Source organism: Nocardia sp. CDC519 (assembly GCF_059509835.1).
On record NZ_CM183377.1, the window covers coordinates 3,089,081 to 3,104,587 of the forward strand.

Genomic DNA, 15,507 nt, shown 5'->3' on the forward strand with positions numbered 1-15,507 from the left:
GGGGCACCGGTGTTTTCAGGAGTCCGTCGACAGTGCCAGGGTGCGCAGCGAGGCGACGACTTCGCGGTACATCCAGGATTTCATCGCGCCGAGCGCCGGGCCGCGAGTGCTCGCCCGCGCGGCCGCGATCTCGATCGCGTGCGGCAGGACCTGCTCGGCGGGGAGCGCGGCGTCCACCAGACCGGCGGCCAGCGCGTCGTCACCGCCGTAGCGGCGGCCGGTCAGGATGGCCTCATGCGCCGCGGCCCCCGGCAGGCGCGCGGTGAGCAGATCGGCCATCCCGCCCGGGATGACCAGCCCGCCCGGCATCCCGAAGCCGAGGCTGATCTCGGGGAGGCAGAAGAAGCCGCGGTCCGCGCGCATCACTCGGGCGTCGTGCGCCGCGGCGAGAATGGCGCCCGCGGCGAAGCAATGGCCGTTGAGCGCGGCCACCGTCGGCACCGGCAGGGTCAGCAGGCGGGCGAACAGCCGTTGGCCGGCCAGCAAATACTCCCCGGCGCCTTCCGTGGCGAAGCGCTCGGGCTCGAACCCGTTGGAGTAGAACTTGCCGGTGCCGGTGGTGACGAGGGCGGCGTCGCCGGAGCTCTGCTCCACCTCGTCGAGGCAGGCGCCGACCGCGGCCATCCAGTCCGGGCTGAAACGGTTCTCGGTATCGGCGACTCCGGGTTCGCCGAGGTCGAGGATGAATACCGAGGCGTCACGGGTGAGGTAGGGCATGGCTCTCCTGTGCTGGTGGGTGGGGATCAGCGGGCCGGATCGACGAAGATGTCGAAGGCCAGGTCACTGCTGGGGCCGTATTCCGACAGGTCGGTGATGCCGTTCTCGGCGAGCACGTCGACGTCGAGGAAGGTCTCACCGGTGGTGGCCGCGGCACGGCCGGCCAGTACCAGCATCGCGGCGTCGGCCACGATCTCGGGCTTGCGCGCGGTGGCCACCGCCTCCTCGCCGCCCAGCAGGTTGCGCACCGCGGCGGTGGCGATCAGGGTCTGCGGCCACAGGCAGTTGGCGGCGATGCCCTCCTTGCGGAACTCCGAAGCGAAACCGAGGGTCAGCAGGGTCATGCCGTACTTGGCCAGCATGTACGGCGGATGCTCGCCGAGCCACTTCTCGGACAGGTTCAGCGGCGGCGACAGCGACAGGATGTGCGGGTTGTCGGACTTGCGCAGGTGCGGCACCGCGGTGCGGGTCAGCAAGAATGTGCCGCGCAGCTGGATCTGCTGCATGAGCTCGAACTTCTTCAGCGACAGCTGCTCGCTGCCGGACAGGTCGATGGCGCTGGCGTTGTTGACGACGATGTCGATGCCGCCGAAGCGGTCCACGGTGGCGTCGACGGCCTCGCGGACCCGTTCCTCGTCGCGGACGTCGCCGACCACGGCGAGGGCCTGCCCGCCGGCCTCCTCGATCTCGGCGGCGGCGGTGTGCACGGTGCCCGGCAGCTTGGGATGCGGCACATCGGTTTTGGCGAGCAGCGCGATATTGGCGCCCTGGCGCGCGGCGGCGATGGCGATCGCCAGTCCGATGCCGCGGCTGCCGCCGGACATCAGCAGGGTGCGTCCCTTCAGGGGATTGTTCACGGGTCTTCCTTCGCTGTTCGGAGGCGATCGGCGGGGTGCGGTGTAGATTTGCTTCTGCATGGTTAACCGGCGTTGATCCCACAGTTGTGGTATTTGATCTGCGATTATGCGGATCACCATCCACGATGGATAACCATGCAGAAGTGCATGGTATCCGAACGGGTCGCGTCACGCTGCTTCGGTGCCCGGGTGGTCGCGCCATCTGCGCGACGCGCTCTCTACAGTCGAGGGATGACGATGACGCCGAGGCAGCCGCAGCAGGAACGTGGTTTCACGACGCGTCGGCGCATCCTGGAGGCGGCCGCGGCGGTACTGGCCGAGCGCGGCTGGTCGGCGACCTCGGTGAGTGATGTCACCAAGCGCGCGGGCGTCACCCGCGGCGCGGTGCAGCACCATTTCACCGATCGCGAGGGCATGCTCGCCGCCGCGATCGCGCACCTGCTCGACATCCGCATCGAGGAATTCCAAGCCGCGGCCGCCGACCTCCCGGCCGGCGCGGGCCGCACCCAGGCGGTGGTGCGCATGCTCGTCGAATATCACCAGGGCGAAGCCTTCGCGGCCACACTGCAACTGTGTGTGGCCGCCGCGGCGGACCCACTGCTGCGCCCGCGGGTGGCCGCGATGGAGGCGGAGATGGGCGCCAAGATCTTCTGGACCGCGGTGGACCTGCTCGGCCTGGACGGACGTGACCGCACGGTCCGCGCCACCATCCAGGCCTTCCTCGACAGCGCCCGCGGCCTCGGCCTCGCCGGGTTCATCGGCGACGACACCGTCCGCCGGGAAGCGGTCACCGCGCGCTGGGCCGAGATGATCGATCAGCTCCTGTTCTGACCGCTACCGAGCGCTGGGGGTGTGCACGTCTCACCGCAACGGTAGGTCCGGGGTGCCGCGTGGTGGGCCGGACACCCTTGCCCGCTATCGGACTGCTGCCCCCAGCAGGGCGGCCAGCCGCTGCTCGGTCTCGGTGCCGGCCGACGGCGTGTGCAGCAGCAGCCGGTGGTCGGGCAGGTCGGGCAGCAGCAGGGTGGTGTAGTCGAAGACGAGTTCGCCGACCTCCGGGTGGGTGAGCACCTTCGTCCCCGTTGTGGTGTCGCGAACGTCGTGCTCAGCCCAGATCTCGGCGAATTCGGCGCTCACCGAACACATGTCGTTCGCGAGCCGGCCGAACTCCGGGTCGTCCGGATAGCGTGCGGCGTCGGCGCGGAACTGGGCGACGATGGCGCGGGCGGAATCGTGCCAGTGGCACAGCGATGATCGGTAGCGGGTGCTGGTGAAGAAGGTGACCAGGCAATTGTGGTCTTCTTCGCGGTATCCGAAGACCAGCTCGGCCGCGCGGTTGACCGCCACCAGGTTCCAATGCCGGTCCAGCAGGTAGGCCGGGCGCGGCAGCCAGGAGTCGATGAGGCGGCCGAGGCCCTCGGGCACCGGACGGCCCGCAGGGCCCGGCCGCGGCGGGTTGAGCCCGGCCAGTAGGTAGAGATGTTCCCGCTCGGTCGCGTCCAGGCGCAACACCCGTGCGATCGCATCCAGGACCTCGCCGGACACATTGATGTCACGCCCCTGCTCGAGCCAGGTGTACCAGGAGACCCCGACTCCGGCCATGATCGCGACTTCCTCGCGGCGCAATCCGGGGGTACGCCGGCCGCGGGTATCACCGACCGCCAAACCGGCCTCCGTGGGCGTCACCCGGGCTCGCCGGGACCGCAGGAACTCCTTCATCTCGGCACTGCGACGAGCCCGAGCCTCGGCGGGCAGCTTGGTCGATCTCATGCCGACGATCGTATGCACCGCCCGGTCCGTGCTGTCGACCGTCCGGTGTGCCGCCAACCGTCCTTTCTCGCCCCGGACGACTCCCGGGTCATCATCTGGAGCAAGTAGGGGACCGGGAAGCCCGCAAACAGGCCGGAAATATCGTTGACGGCGCGGACGGGCTCGGCGCCGGGCATCCCGTCTGTGGGACTGGCCGAGGCGCTGACTACCAGACGCGAGGCCCCTCACCGCGCCCGCTGATCGCGGAACCAGTCGTCGATGAGACCGGAAGCGCCTTCCGGCGTGGGATCGTTCTTGATCATGGCGCTGATGCGCTGGGCTTGTGCGGTTGTGGGCAAGAACCCGACCAAGAGCGCAGGAAGAAGGAGTCGGCGGGCCACGAGTTCCTGCGCCGATGTCACGTGAGGTCTGCGGATTACCGAAACGTTGACGCGGATCGCGTGTTCGTTGCCCGGTGGGACGCCCGGCCGGTCGGATTCTCCTGCGGCGTAACGGAAACCATGCGCGAGGTTGCAGGGGGAGCAGTCGATCGGACCGCGGCTGAGGCGGCCACCGCAGTCGCCGCAGACGATCCGGTCGAGCGCGCCATCGACGATTCGCCAGTCGTGCTGGTCGGGTTCGGCGGCTATCAAGCGGGCAACGTCCAGTTCAGTGTCATCTCGCCACTGATCGACGAAGCCCTGCCACTCCTCCTCGACCAGGGCGTCGACGAGGAACCGACATCGACGGCAATCGGGTGCGCCACCGTACTCATAACCGCCACATTCGACGCATCGCATCAGGGCGGCACCGACCTCCGGTCTCACCCACATCATTGTCGTGCCGACTCCGCGATCAGCGCCAGCGAATTGCTCGCGCCACACACTGGTTGCTCCAGCCGGGCATCTCGAGCGCTGGCAACGCATTCACCAGGGCGGATGAGACGATCCGCAAGCCGGTCCGGGGGCCGCTGTTCGCATCGACGCTTGCCGAGAGAACGCGCGGGTATGTGTCTCCCATGGCGGTCATGCTGAAACGCGCGGTAACCACCCCGCTGCTGTACTTCTTCATCCTGGGCGACGTCCTCGGTGCCGGGGTGTACGTGCTGGTCGGCACTATCGCACGCGAGTCGGGTGGGGCGGTGTGGCTTCCGCTGCTGATCGCGCTCGGGCTGGCGACGCTCACCGCCGGTTCGTATGCCGAGATGGCCACGAAGTATCCGCGGGCAGGAGGCTCGGCCCACTATGTCACCAGAGCGTTCGGTCCCGCGGCGGGATCGTTCATCGGCTTCTGCATGCTGGCCGCGGGGATTGTCTCGGTGGCGGCGTTGGCCCGAGGCTTCGCCGGTGACTATCTGCGGGCACTGGTGTCGCTGCCGACGTTGCTTGTGGTGGTGATCTTCCTGGTCGCGCTGGCCGCGCTCAATATCCGTGGGATCAAGGAATCCCTCGGCGCCAACGTCGTCGCCACCGCGATCGAGCTGTCCGGGCTACTGCTGATCATCGGCCTCGGTGTGTGGGTGATGCTGCGCGGTGACGCCGACCCGGCCCGGCTCGCGCAGGTGGGCACCCCCGGCCACGGAGCGGCCGCGGCGGTACTGGCCGGAGCGGTGCTGGCCTTCTACTCGTTCGTCGGGTTCGAGACCTCGGTGAACCTGGCCGAGGAGGTCAAGGATCCGCGGCGTTCGTATCCCATGGCGTTGTTCGGCGCGCTGCTCACCGCCGGCGTGGTGTACGCGCTGATCGGTGTGGTCGCCAGTGCGTGTGTGCCCACCGAGCAGTTGGCGGGCTCCAGTGGACCGCTGCTCGAGGTCGTCCGAGTCGCGGGGTGGGTGCCGGACTGGTTGTTCAGTGTCGTCGCACTGGTGGCGGTGGCCAACGGTGCGTTGCTCACCGGCATCATGTCGTCGCGGTTGGCGTACGGCATGGCAGGTGACGGACTCCTGCCGCCGGTCCTGGCTCGGATCTCCCCGCGTACACGCACGCCGTGGGTGGCGATCGCGGCGACGTCGTCGGTGTCGCTGGTGTTGGCGCTGACCGGTGAAATCGATTCATTGGCAGCGACATTGGTGCTGTTGCTGCTGTTCGTCTTCGCCGCTGTCAACGCGGCGGTGCCGGCACTGCGCCGGGACGCGGGCGAGCCCGGGCATTTCCGCATCCCCACCGTCGTTCCCTGGCTCGGCTCGGCCTCGTGCCTTTTCCTGTTCACCCGAATCGAGGGCGAGGTCTGGGCGCGCGGTCTGCTGCTGCTCGCGCTCGGTGCGGCACTGGCCGTCGCGAACGCTATCCGCGCTCGCCGGCGCGGCGCGATGCAGCCGAGTCGTGTCGCGGGCGGCGAGTGATCAGCCTGAACCGTCGCTCAATACAGCAGCGGCCCCAGGGATTTCGCACACCTGGCGGCGGCATCGACCTGGGCTTGGATCACCTGGGCGCGGGCCGACGTCCCCGCCAGGCACAGGGCGCCGCGCACCACCCCCTCCGCGTCCCTGATCGGCAGCGCGGCGCAGCTCAGTGCGGGCTCCAGTTCGTCGATCTGGGTGGCGACGCCGTCGCGGCGCACCGCCTCCAGCTGGGCGCGCAGGGCAGCGTGGTCGGTGACCGTGGCGGGTGTGAGGCGGGGGAGCCGGGAGGGGAGCGCGTCGAGGGCCTCGGGGTCGTGCGCGAGCAGCACCTTGCCGGCTGCCGAGGCGTGCGGATACCGGACGAGTTCTCGCTCGGCCCGCACCGGATGATCCGGGTCGGCATCGATGACGTGCACGGCGCCTGCCCGGAACCCCATCACATGCACCCCGAATCGCACCGACGAGCGCAACTCCTCGATCGCCGAACGGGCGGCGAACGGCATGATCGGGCGCGCGGCCGCGGTGATCAAGCCGTCCAGCCGCGCACCGAGCCCGAAGCCGCGCAGATCGGAGGTGCGCACCAGATACTCCTCGGCGACCAGGGCGTTGAGCAGCCGGTAGGCCGTGGCCGCGGGCATGTGCAGCGCCGCGGCGATCTCCTTGGCCGTCACGCCGAGTCCGAGAGTGGCGACCACCTCGAGGATGCGCAGCGAATTGGAGACGGTACTCGGGTGATGCCGGGAGGGATCGCGCAGCGGACTCATCGGAACGTGGCCGCCCGTGCGAGGTCGGAGCGCTGGGTCTCGTCGTAGATGCCGACCGCGGCCAGCCGCGCGGGCCGGACGACGGCCAGATAGCCGGTGTAGAGCACCGCGGCCGCCATGATGAGCCCGTAGACCAGGATCACCCGGTTGCCGTCGCGCACCGTCGAGATCGCCGCATTGCCGGCGAGGAACAACAGCAGCGTCGCGGTGAGCCCACCGAGCACCCACAATCGCGCGCTGTTCTCCCCGATGCGCCGCAACAGCACCGGCGCCGAGAGGCAGACCGCGAAATAGCTCCCCAGATATCCGCACGCACTCAGGGTGAGGAAGGCGCGCAGGCCGTCCTCCGGCGTCGCACCCACGGCCAGCACCACCACCGGCACCACCGCGACCACCGCGAGCGCGGCCAACGCGGCGTGCGAGGGCGTGCGGAACCGCGGATGCACGTGACCGAACGTGCGCGGCGCGACCCCCTCCCGGCCCATGCAGAACAGCACCCGCACCAGCGCGTTCATCGAGGCCAGCGTGCAGGCGAAAAAGGAGGCGGCGATGCCGAGATCCAGGAACGCGGCCAGTGTGCGGGAGCCATCGGCGAGGAGCAGTTCGACCAACGGTGTGGAGCTGCCCGAGGCAGGCGCATGCCGCAGCGCGATGGCCAGGATCGGCACCGCGGTCAGATAGATCGCCGCCGACAGCGCGGGCGTCCACGCCACCGCGCGCGGGATCGACCGAAACGGTTGCTGCGCTTCGCCGCTGAGCGTCGTGGAGCTCTCGAACCCGACGAACGCGCTCACCGCCACCACCACACCGACCGCGAGCAGTTGGAGATCACCGTCGAAGGTGAACGCCGAACGCACCGGTTCGCCGGTGTGCTGCCGCGTCAGCAACACCAACAGCACCGCGGCGACGATCACGATCGACACGCACTCCACTCCCAGCGTCGTCCACGCCGACATCCGGATGCCACGAATGAGGACCAGCCCGACGGCCAGCGCCGCCACCACCGCGACCGCCCCCACGGTCACGGCGGGCGTCCCGCGCGCCGGCCCCACACTCGCCGCCACGTGCGCGAGGTAGGCGCCCACCGCGATCAGGCCCGCGATGGACACCGCCCCGTAACCGACGATCGCCGACCACCCGGTCGGCACCGCGGCTTTCGGCCCGAGCCCCCGGGCGACATAGGTGTAGAGCCCGCCCACCGACGCCATGCGCTGCGCCATCGGCCGAATGCAGGCCGCGACCAGCACGGTCAGCACCGCCGCGCACACGAACGCGATCAGCGCGCCACCGCCGCCCGCCGTCGCGAGCACCAGCGCGGGCGTGACCCCCGCGGTGCCTGCGGGCGCCACCGCCGCCACCGATTGGGCCAGTACGGGCGCGAACGGCAATCGCCGCCGGTCCAGTCCGCGCACCGGCGACTTCTCGGCGATCAGGTGCCGACCCTGCCCCTCGGGCATCGCGCTCCGTCCTGTCTGCACGACGCCGCGGGCCGGCGCCGTAACGACGATTATCACAAGCGCGCAGGATGAATGTTTCCGCCGTGTTACGCGGGGTGGGAATTTCCGGCCCACGATTTCTCACAACAGATTCGACAAACGTAGGCAGCGCGTCATATCCGCTCAGTACGTTGTGCCGACACGAGCATTTCCGGGTTGTGCCCGCGATTGCTCGCAGCCGAATATCCGATGTCCGTATGGAGCCGCAGATGTCTGTTCTCGACGCCGACAAATCCCGGGATCAGGGGAGTGAATCGCACGAGGAATCCAGCGATTACCTGGCCAGACGCCAGCTGAAGCGCGGCAGCGCCGGCTGGCTGCTGCTGGCCGGGCTCGGTGTGAGTTATGTGATCTCCGGCGACTATTCCGGCTGGAACTTCGGCCTGGAACAGGGCGGTTTCGGTGGGCTGGCGATCGCCGCGGTGATCATCGCCGCCATGTATCTGGCGATGGTGCTCGGAATGGCCGAGATGAGTTCGGCGCTGCCCGCCGCGGGCGGTGGATATACCTTCGCCCGGCGCGCGCTCGGTCCGTGGGGCGGATTCGCCACCGGCGCGGCCATTCTCATCGAATACGCCATCGCGCCCGCCGCGATCGCCACCTTCATCGGCGCCTACGTGGAATCGCTCGGGCTGTTCGGCATCCAGGACGGCTGGTGGGTGTATCTGGCTGTCTACACGGTGTTCATCGGCATCCACCTCAGCGGTGTGGGCGAGGCGCTGAAGGTGATGTTCGTGATCACCGCCGTCGCACTGGTCGGGCTGATCGTGTTCGTCGTCGCCGCGATCGGGCACTTCGATGTGGCCAACCTGACCGACATTCCGGTCAGCGACGCCGCGGGCGCCTCCAGCGTGCTGCCGCACGGCTACCTCGGCATCTGGGCGGCGATCCCGTTCGCGATCTGGTTCTTCCTCGCGGTGGAGGGGGTTCCGCTGGCGGCCGAGGAGACGAGGAATCCCGAGCGCAATGTTCCGCGCGGTATCGTCGCGGCGATGGGTGTGCTGCTGGTGACCTGCGCTCTCGTGCTGGTGCTCACCACCGGCGCGGGTGGCGCCGAGGCCATGCAGTCCTCGGGCAACCCGCTGGTGGAGGCGCTCGGCGACAGCGGCGCGGCCACGGTCGTGAACTACATCGGTCTGGCCGGCCTGATCGCCAGCTTCTTCTCCATCATCTACGCCTACTCCCGCCAGCTGTTCGCGCTCTCGCGGGCGGGTTATCTGCCGAAGTCGTTGTCGGTCACCAACTCTCGCAAGGCGCCGGTACTCGCGCTGATCGTGCCCGGCGCGATCGGGTTCGGGCTCACCTTCACCGGTCAGGGCGCGATGCTGCTGAATATGGCGGTGTTCGGCGCCGCGCTCAGCTATGTGTTGATGATGACCAGCCACATCGTGCTGCGCCGCCGCGAGCCGGGGATGCCGCGGCCCTACCGCACCCCGGGTGGCATCGCCACCACCGGTTTCGCGCTGGTTGTGGCCGCGTTCGCGGTCGTGGCCACCTTCCTGGTCGATACCAAGGCCGCGCTGTGCTGCCTGGCGGTGTTCGCCGCCTTCCTGGCTTACTTCGGCCTCTACAGCCGCCACCGGCTGGTCGCGAACTCGCCCGATGAGGAGTTCGCCGTGCTGGCCCGCGCCGAGGAGGAACTCGAATGACCTATCACCAGAGCGTGTCCGGCCGGAATTTCAGTTTCGGCTCGCTGGTGGAGGTGCTGGCCAAGGCCACCCCGCTGCGCTCGGGCGACCAGCTTGCCGGCTGCGCGGCCGAGTCCGACGCCGAGCGCGCCGCCGCCTGCTGGGTGCTGGCCGACCTGCCGCTGACCACCTTCCTCGACGAGCAGGTGGTGCCCTACGAAACCGACGACGTGACCCGGCTGATCGTCGACGGCCACGACCGGACGGCCTTCGCCCCGATCGCGCACCTCACCGTCGGCGGCTTCCGGGATTGGCTGCTGGCCACCGCGGCCACGCCCGATGCCGCGGCGACCCTGTCCGGGATCGCCGCGGGCCTGACCCCGGAAATGGTGGCGGCGGTCTCGAAGATCATGCGCAACCAGGACCTGATCGCGGTCGCCAAGGCGATCACCGTGACCTCGGCGTTCCGCACCACGATCGGTCTGCCCGGCCGGATTGCCACGCGCCTGCAACCGAACCATCCCACCGACGATCCGCGCGGCATCGCCGCCGCCACCCTCGACGGGCTGCTGATGGGCTGCGGCGACGCCGTCATCGGCATCAACCCGGCCACCGATTCACCAAGGGCGACAGCGGATCTGCTGTATCTGCTCGACGACGTGCGCACCCGCTTCGACATCCCGATGCAGTCCTGCGTGCTCTCCCACGTGACCACGACGATGGAACTCATCGACAAGAACGTCCCCGTCGACCTGGTATTCCAGTCCATCGCGGGCACCGAGGGCGCCAACGCGAGCTTCGGCGTCACGCTGCCGCTGCTGGCCGAGGCGAACGACGCGGCCCGTGCGCTGGGGCGGGGGACGGCCGGGAACAACGTGATGTATCTGGAAACCGGTCAGGGATCGGCGCTGTCGGCGGGAGCCCACCTGGGCACCGGCGGGCGACCGGTGGATCAGCAGACGCTGGAGGCGCGGGCCTACGCGGTGGCGCGGGCCCTGGACCCGCTGCTGGTGAACACCGTCGTCGGCTTCATCGGACCCGAATACCTCTACGACGGCAAGCAGATCATCCGTGCCGGGCTCGAGGATCATTTCTGCGGCAAATTGCTCGGACTGCCGATGGGCGTGGACGTCTGCTACACCAACCACGCCGAGGCCGACCAGGACGATATGGACACCTTGCTCACCCTGCTCGGCGTGGCGGGAGCGGCGTTCGTGATCGCGGTGCCCGGCGCCGACGACGTCATGCTCGGCTATCAGAGCCTGTCTTTTCACGACGCGCTGTATGTGCGTCAGGTGCTGGGGCTGCGGGCCGCACCCGAGTTCGAGGCCTGGCTGCACGGGCTCGGTATGGCCGACGAATCGGGCCGGATCCTGCCGGTGGACGCCGCCGCGTCACCGCTGCTCGCCCTGACCGCTCGCTGACCAGGAGGATTGCCCGTGGAGATCGACAACGCCGCCGATTCCCCGCCCGACGTGTGGGCGCCGTTGCGCCGCACCACCCAGGCCAGGATCGGGCTCGGCCGCACCGGCAGCGCGCTGCCCACCCAGCGGGTCCTGGAGTTTCGTGCCGCGCACGCCGCCGCCCGTGATGCGGTGCATCTGCCGTTCGATGCCGAGGTGCTCGGCGAGCGGATCGCGGGTCTGGGGCTCGGCACACCGGCGGTCGTGCGCAGCAAGGCGAGCGACCGCGGTGAGTACCTGCGCCGCCCCGATCTCGGCCGCGCCCCGGCCGACCTGTCACCGCTGTCGCAGACCGGTGCCGACATCGGCTTCGTGCTGGCCGACGGGTTGTCGCCGCGCGCACTCGACGACCACGGCCCCGGCCTGCTCGCGGCGCTGGCCGAGGAACTGCGCCCGCACTACAGCCTCGCCCCGCCGGTGCTCGCCGTGCAGGCCCGGGTCGCGCTGGGCGACCATATCGGCGCCGCGCTCGGCGTGCGCACGCTGATCATGCTCATCGGTGAACGCCCCGGCCTCTCGGTCGCCGACAGCCTCGGCATCTATCTCACCCACCTGCCCCGGCCCGGCCGCACCGACGCCGACCGCAACTGCGTCTCCAATATCCACCCGCCCGAAGGCCTCGGCTACCGCCGCGCGGCGGCCATCACCGCGGGCCTGGTCGCGGGCGCCCGCGCGCTCGGCCGCTCCGGCGTCGCCCTCAAAGACACCTCGGGCGACGCGCTAGCGGGTACCGAATCCGTGGCGCTGGAGTGAGATGAGCAGCAGGTTGCCGTCGTTCGCGGCGGTCCACTCGCGTTCGGCGGCCCGGATCACGGGGTCGAGCTTCTGATGCAGCTCCGCGCCGCGTTTGGTGAGGTGCAGGCGTACCCGCCGCCGGTCCGCGGCGTCGACCTCCCGGAACAGCAGCGCCCTCGACACCAGGCGATCGGTGACCCGGGAGAGCGTGGGCGCGGAGGTCAGGGTGCGGTGGCGCAGCTCGGTCATCGTGAGTTCGGGCTCGGTGGCCAGCGTGGCGATGACCAGCCAGTCGTCGATACCGAGTCCGGTGTCGGAGAGGTGCCCTTCGACGGCGGCGGTCAGTTCGCGGGTGGTGGTGAGGAGCAGCGTCGTCAGCGAAGGCTCGCTGTCGGTCGTTGCGACGTGGTGCTCCATCGAATCCTCTCGAACCGTTGCGGCCGGGTCGATCGACCTGAATACTTTCACTTGAAATGATATCAGCCTCGATCGGGACAGCACGCCTGTCGGTCTGCGGGAGAAGTCGATGACCGGCGGACCGGTGCTCGGGCGCGCCCGCGCCGATGTCTGGCGGCTGGCCCTGGTGATTCCGCTGCAAGGGCCGGCGGGGTTGTTCGGCGCTTCCTGCGAGGCGGTCGGCGAACTGCTCGCCCATGATCTGAATGCCGGCGGTGGTGTCCTCGGCCGCGAGGTGGAGCTCGAGATCGTCGACGGTGGTGCGGCGCCGGAGCGGGTGGCCGCGGAGGTCGCCCGGCTGGCCGATGCCGGCCATATCGACGCGGTGAGCGGATGGCACATTTCGTCGGTGCGCAATGCGCTGGCTCCGGTACTGGCCGGGCGGATCCCCTATGCCTACAGCTCGCTGTACGAGGGCGGGGAGACCCGGCCCGGTGTGTATTGCTGCGGCGAGACGCCGCGTCAGCAGATCGCGCCGGCACTGCGATGGCTGCGTGACCATACCGGCACCCGGAAGTGGTTCGTGGTGGGCGACGATTACGTGTGGCCGCAGCAATCGCTGAGTGCGGTGCGGCACTTCGCGAGTGAGCTCGGGCTGGACCTCGTCGGGGGCGCGTTCGTGAAGCTCGGGGGCGGCAATATGCGCACGGTGGTCGAGCGGGTCGCGCGTTCGGGCTGTGAGTCGGTGCTCATGCTGCTGGTCGGCCAGGACGCCGTGCAGTTCAATCGAGCGTTCGCGCGGCGGGGCCTGCAGGACTCGATCTTGCGATTCAGCCCGCTGATGGACGAGAACATGCTGCTGGCCAGCGGTGCGGACGCGACTCGCGGGCTCGTGGTGGCCTCGGGCTATTTCCGTTCGCTGACCGACGGCAATGCGATGGAGCTGGTGCGCGGATACACCGGATTGCACGGCACGGTTGCTCCCGCTATCGGCGCGGCAGCCGAATCCTGTTATGAGGGAGGGCAATTGCTGGCGGCGATGGCTCGGCGATCGGGACGGTTCGACGACCCCGACCCCGTCCCCCACGGCATCGCCTTCGAGGGGCCGCGGGGGACGGTCGAGTTCCACGGGAACGAGGCCCGTCAGCGGATCCACCTGGCCGTGGCGAACGGTTTCGATTTCGACATCGTGACCTGCCTCTGATCGGCGTGCCGGGAGTATCCGGAGCGGGGCACGCCGATCAGCGCAGCGTCAGTCGATCTCGTCCATGCGATAGACCACAACCCGGCCGTCGCGAACGGCCGCCGACAACGTCAGTGGTTCGCCAGGGGTTCGATACCGCACGATCGTGTCGGCGACCGGCGCGGCGACCCGGCTCCGGATCCGCCGCCGCATGGCGCGAGCACCGAACGCGGGGTCGAATCCCTCCACGGCCAGCAGATCGATGACCGAATCCGCACAGGTGAGCTGTACGCCCCGGCGGCGGAGCCGGGCGGCGAGCCGATCGGTCTCCAGTCGCGCGATGCGCCGTGCGGTGTCGGCGGTGATGGAATTCAAAACGACGATTTCGTCGATCCGGTTGAAGAACTCCGGATCCAGGAACCGTTGCACCGCCTCGAGTGTGAGCTCTCGATGCCGCGCGCCGTCATCGGTGCGGCCCCGCGGCATCGACGGCCGCCACCGGCGGGCCCGCCGGTGCACCCATTGAGCGGAGCCGAGATTGGAGGTCATGAAGACATAGCAGTTGCGGAAGGAGATGCGTTCCTTACCGTTGGCCAAACGCAGCTCTCCGGTGTCGAGGACATGCAGCAATGCCCGCAGCACGGTGACGTCGGCCTTCTCGATCTCGTCGAACAACACGATTCCCGGCCGATAGGTTGTGCCCTCGACGGTGTCCCGGTCGAACACCGTCAGCGACTCCTTGCTGCCGGCGTACCCGGGCGGCGCGCCGCTGAAGGACGCGGCGTAATGCTCTTGCGCGAACGCGTTCATATCCACTCGGCACACATCGTCCGGGCCGCTGCGCAACTCGGCGGCCAGCCGGCGGACGAGTTCGGTTTTGCCGACTCCGGTGGGTCCTGCGAGCAGCACGCTGGCCAGGGGGCCGTGCGGGTCCGTGGCGCCGACGTGCGCGAGGGTGACCGCGCGCACGACGGCGTCGACGGCGTCGGCTTGTCCGAGGACGGACTCGCTCAGACGTGCTGCCAGCGCCTGCCGATCGAATCCGGTGGCCGAATCGGTGCGCGCCGGTGCGGCGGGTGACCGGTTCTGGTCGTGGAGCATGTCGGTCAGGTACGGCACGGGTCCTCCTACGCTTCGGTGGTCTGCTCGACGGGTAGCGCGCCGACCCGGCACTCGGCGACGCCGACGGTGTCGCGGGTCATCTCCTCCACCTGTTGCTGGGCCTTGACCGCGTCGGTCACCCACAACTTGTAGAACTCGAAGGGGCAGTCGGCCACGCCGCGATCGCCGTCGCCGGCGGCATGCACGCCGGAGTAGCCGCGGTGCAACAGTTTGAACAAATGGTTCTGGGATTGGTCGTTCGCGCGCGCGTCGCGAATCGCCGCCACCGACAGCTGGGCGTACTGGATTCCGTACTCTTCCTCACCCGTTTCGCCGAGGGTGCGGCCATCGAACCCGATGATGGCCGAATGCCCGAAGTAGGAGTAGACGCCGTCGAATCCGGTGGCATTCGCTACGGCGACATAGCAATTGTTGGCCCAGGCCATGGCTTTGGCCATGAGCACCTGCTGATCCTTGGCCGGATACATGTAGCCCTGGCAGCGCACGATCAGCTCCGCACCTTTCATCGCGCAGTCGCGCCAGATCTCCGGGTAATTGCCGTCATCGCAGATGATCAGCGATACCTTCAGGCCTTTGGGTCCCTCGGTGACGTAGGTGGTGTCACCCGGATACCACCCCTCGATCGGGCACCAGGGCAGGATCTTCCGGTATTTCTGCACGATCTCGCCCCGGTCGTTGATCAGGACCAGCGTGTTGTAGGGCGGCTTGTTCGGGTGGTCCTCGTGCTGTTCGCCGGTGATCGAGAAGACGCCCCAGACGCCGGCCTGCCGGCACGCGGCCGAGAAGATCTCGGTTTCCGCACCGGGAACCGTGGCCGCGGTCGCGTACATTTCCTGCTCGTCGTACATGATGCCCTGGGTCGAGTACTCCGGGAAGATCACCAGATCCATCCCCGGCAGACCCGTTTTCATGCCGATCAGCATCTCGGCGATCTTCTGCGCGTTGGCGATGACCTCTGCTTTCGTGTGCAAGCGCGGCATCTTGTAATTGACCACCGCCACGCCGACGGTGTCGGGACTGGACGAAATATCACCGTGTCGCATTCGATTTCTCCTT

General features: G+C 68.9%; 15 protein-coding genes. 6 read left to right on the forward strand and 9 right to left on the reverse strand.

What is annotated here, in order from left to right; genetic code table 11:
- Nucleotides 1-15: 15 nt before the first annotated feature.
- Nucleotides 16-717, reverse strand: coding sequence for an enoyl-CoA hydratase/isomerase family protein (locus AC5W7N_RS13965; RefSeq protein WP_195019426.1), 702 nt, complete (start codon nt 715-717; stop codon nt 16-18).
- A 26-nt stretch (nt 718-743) separates the two neighbouring features.
- Nucleotides 744-1,541, reverse strand: a complete 798-nt coding sequence (locus AC5W7N_RS13970) for an SDR family oxidoreductase (protein ID WP_228815400.1) — start codon at nt 1,539-1,541, stop codon at nt 744-746.
- A gap of 264 nt (nt 1,542-1,805) precedes the next feature.
- Between AC5W7N_RS13970 and AC5W7N_RS13975 the strand changes: the two genes are divergently transcribed.
- The gene (locus AC5W7N_RS13975; protein WP_163813236.1) at nt 1,806-2,405 is read left to right on the forward strand and encodes a TetR/AcrR family transcriptional regulator; all 600 of its coding nucleotides are present in this window, start codon (nt 1,806-1,808) and stop codon (nt 2,403-2,405) included.
- Between the two features lie 84 nt (nt 2,406-2,489).
- Here AC5W7N_RS13975 and AC5W7N_RS13980 read toward each other — a convergent pair whose 3' ends face one another.
- On the reverse strand, nt 2,490-3,344 hold the full coding sequence (locus AC5W7N_RS13980; RefSeq protein ID WP_490724024.1) for a helix-turn-helix transcriptional regulator: 855 nt from the start codon (nt 3,342-3,344) through the stop codon (nt 2,490-2,492).
- Between the two features lie 224 nt (nt 3,345-3,568).
- Nucleotides 3,569-4,150 (reverse strand): hypothetical protein, encoded by a 582-nt coding sequence (locus tag AC5W7N_RS13985; RefSeq protein ID WP_495923955.1) that lies wholly within the window; start codon nt 4,148-4,150, stop codon nt 3,569-3,571.
- 191 nt (nt 4,151-4,341) lie between these two features.
- Here AC5W7N_RS13985 and AC5W7N_RS13990 point away from each other — a divergent pair, with 191 nt between their 5' ends.
- Complete coding sequence (locus tag AC5W7N_RS13990; RefSeq protein WP_495923957.1) at nt 4,342-5,664, forward strand: APC family permease; 1,323 nt, start codon at nt 4,342-4,344, stop codon at nt 5,662-5,664.
- Between the two features lie 17 nt (nt 5,665-5,681).
- On the opposite strand, the gene AC5W7N_RS13995 is transcribed toward AC5W7N_RS13990, so the two are convergent.
- Nucleotides 5,682-6,428, reverse strand: a complete 747-nt coding sequence (locus tag AC5W7N_RS13995; RefSeq protein ID WP_194992195.1) for an IclR family transcriptional regulator — start codon at nt 6,426-6,428, stop codon at nt 5,682-5,684.
- Nucleotides 6,425-7,885 (reverse strand): APC family permease, encoded by a 1,461-nt coding sequence (locus AC5W7N_RS14000; RefSeq protein ID WP_495923959.1) that lies wholly within the window; start codon nt 7,883-7,885, stop codon nt 6,425-6,427. Before AC5W7N_RS14000 ends, AC5W7N_RS13995 begins: the two co-directional genes overlap by 4 nt.
- Nucleotides 7,886-8,133: 248 nt before the next feature.
- Between AC5W7N_RS14000 and eat the strand changes: the two genes are divergently transcribed.
- Genes eat through eutC form a run of 3 tightly spaced genes read left to right on the forward strand, consistent with a single transcriptional unit; the run spans nt 8,134 to nt 11,768 of the window.
- On the forward strand, nt 8,134-9,573 hold the full coding sequence (gene eat / locus AC5W7N_RS14005; RefSeq protein WP_495923961.1) for an ethanolamine permease: 1,440 nt from the start codon (nt 8,134-8,136) through the stop codon (nt 9,571-9,573).
- Nucleotides 9,570-10,976: an ethanolamine ammonia-lyase subunit EutB gene (locus AC5W7N_RS14010; protein ID WP_163813229.1), complete on the forward strand. Its 1,407-nt coding sequence runs from the start codon at nt 9,570-9,572 to the stop codon at nt 10,974-10,976. Before eat ends, AC5W7N_RS14010 begins: the two co-directional genes overlap by 4 nt.
- Nucleotides 10,977-10,991: 15 nt before the next feature.
- Nucleotides 10,992-11,768, forward strand: a complete 777-nt coding sequence (eutC, locus tag AC5W7N_RS14015) for an ethanolamine ammonia-lyase subunit EutC (protein ID WP_194989979.1) — start codon at nt 10,992-10,994, stop codon at nt 11,766-11,768.
- Here the strand turns inward: eutC and AC5W7N_RS14020 are convergent.
- Nucleotides 11,736-12,167, reverse strand: a complete 432-nt coding sequence (locus tag AC5W7N_RS14020; RefSeq protein WP_194989980.1) for a MarR family transcriptional regulator — start codon at nt 12,165-12,167, stop codon at nt 11,736-11,738. The genes eutC and AC5W7N_RS14020 overlap by 33 nt on opposite strands.
- A gap of 109 nt (nt 12,168-12,276) precedes the next feature.
- Between AC5W7N_RS14020 and AC5W7N_RS14025 the strand changes: the two genes are divergently transcribed.
- Nucleotides 12,277-13,350, forward strand: a complete 1,074-nt coding sequence (locus tag AC5W7N_RS14025; protein WP_194989981.1) for a substrate-binding domain-containing protein — start codon at nt 12,277-12,279, stop codon at nt 13,348-13,350.
- Between the two features lie 48 nt (nt 13,351-13,398).
- On the opposite strand, the gene AC5W7N_RS14030 is transcribed toward AC5W7N_RS14025, so the two are convergent.
- A complete protein-coding gene (locus AC5W7N_RS14030; protein WP_194989982.1) occupies nt 13,399-14,448 on the reverse strand; it encodes an AAA family ATPase in 1,050 nt (349 codons plus the stop codon).
- An 8-nt stretch (nt 14,449-14,456) separates the two neighbouring features.
- The gene (locus tag AC5W7N_RS14035; RefSeq protein WP_495923964.1) at nt 14,457-15,494 is read right to left on the reverse strand and encodes an aliphatic amidase; all 1,038 of its coding nucleotides are present in this window, start codon (nt 15,492-15,494) and stop codon (nt 14,457-14,459) included.
- Between the last annotated feature and the right edge of the window lie 13 nt (nt 15,495-15,507).

What these genes read in the sequence shown, in the direction of transcription:
- AC5W7N_RS13965 (WP_195019426.1), bottom strand. Translation starts at nt 717, where the DNA reads ATGCCCTACCTCACCCGTGACGCCTCGGTATTCATCCTCGACCTCGGC.
- AC5W7N_RS13970 (WP_228815400.1), bottom strand. Translation starts at nt 1,541, where the DNA reads ATGTCCGGCGGCAGCCGCGGCATCGGACTGGCGATCGCCATCGCCGCC.
- AC5W7N_RS13975 (WP_163813236.1), top strand. Translation starts at nt 1,806, where the DNA reads ATGACGATGACGCCGAGGCAGCCGCAGCAGGAACGTGGTTTCACGACG.
- AC5W7N_RS13980 (WP_490724024.1), bottom strand. Translation starts at nt 3,344, where the DNA reads ATGAGATCGACCAAGCTGCCCGCCGAGGCTCGGGCTCGTCGCAGTGCC.
- AC5W7N_RS13990 (WP_495923957.1), top strand. Translation starts at nt 4,342, where the DNA reads ATGGCGGTCATGCTGAAACGCGCGGTAACCACCCCGCTGCTGTACTTC.
- AC5W7N_RS13995 (WP_194992195.1), bottom strand. Translation starts at nt 6,428, where the DNA reads ATGAGTCCGCTGCGCGATCCCTCCCGGCATCACCCGAGTACCGTCTCC.
- AC5W7N_RS14000 (WP_495923959.1), bottom strand. Translation starts at nt 7,885, where the DNA reads ATGCCCGAGGGGCAGGGTCGGCACCTGATCGCCGAGAAGTCGCCGGTG.
- eat (WP_495923961.1), top strand. Translation starts at nt 8,134, where the DNA reads ATGTCTGTTCTCGACGCCGACAAATCCCGGGATCAGGGGAGTGAATCG.
- AC5W7N_RS14010 (WP_163813229.1), top strand. Translation starts at nt 9,570, where the DNA reads ATGACCTATCACCAGAGCGTGTCCGGCCGGAATTTCAGTTTCGGCTCG.
- AC5W7N_RS14020 (WP_194989980.1), bottom strand. Translation starts at nt 12,167, where the DNA reads ATGGAGCACCACGTCGCAACGACCGACAGCGAGCCTTCGCTGACGACG.
- AC5W7N_RS14025 (WP_194989981.1), top strand. Translation starts at nt 12,277, where the DNA reads ATGACCGGCGGACCGGTGCTCGGGCGCGCCCGCGCCGATGTCTGGCGG.
- AC5W7N_RS14035 (WP_495923964.1), bottom strand. Translation starts at nt 15,494, where the DNA reads ATGCGACACGGTGATATTTCGTCCAGTCCCGACACCGTCGGCGTGGCG.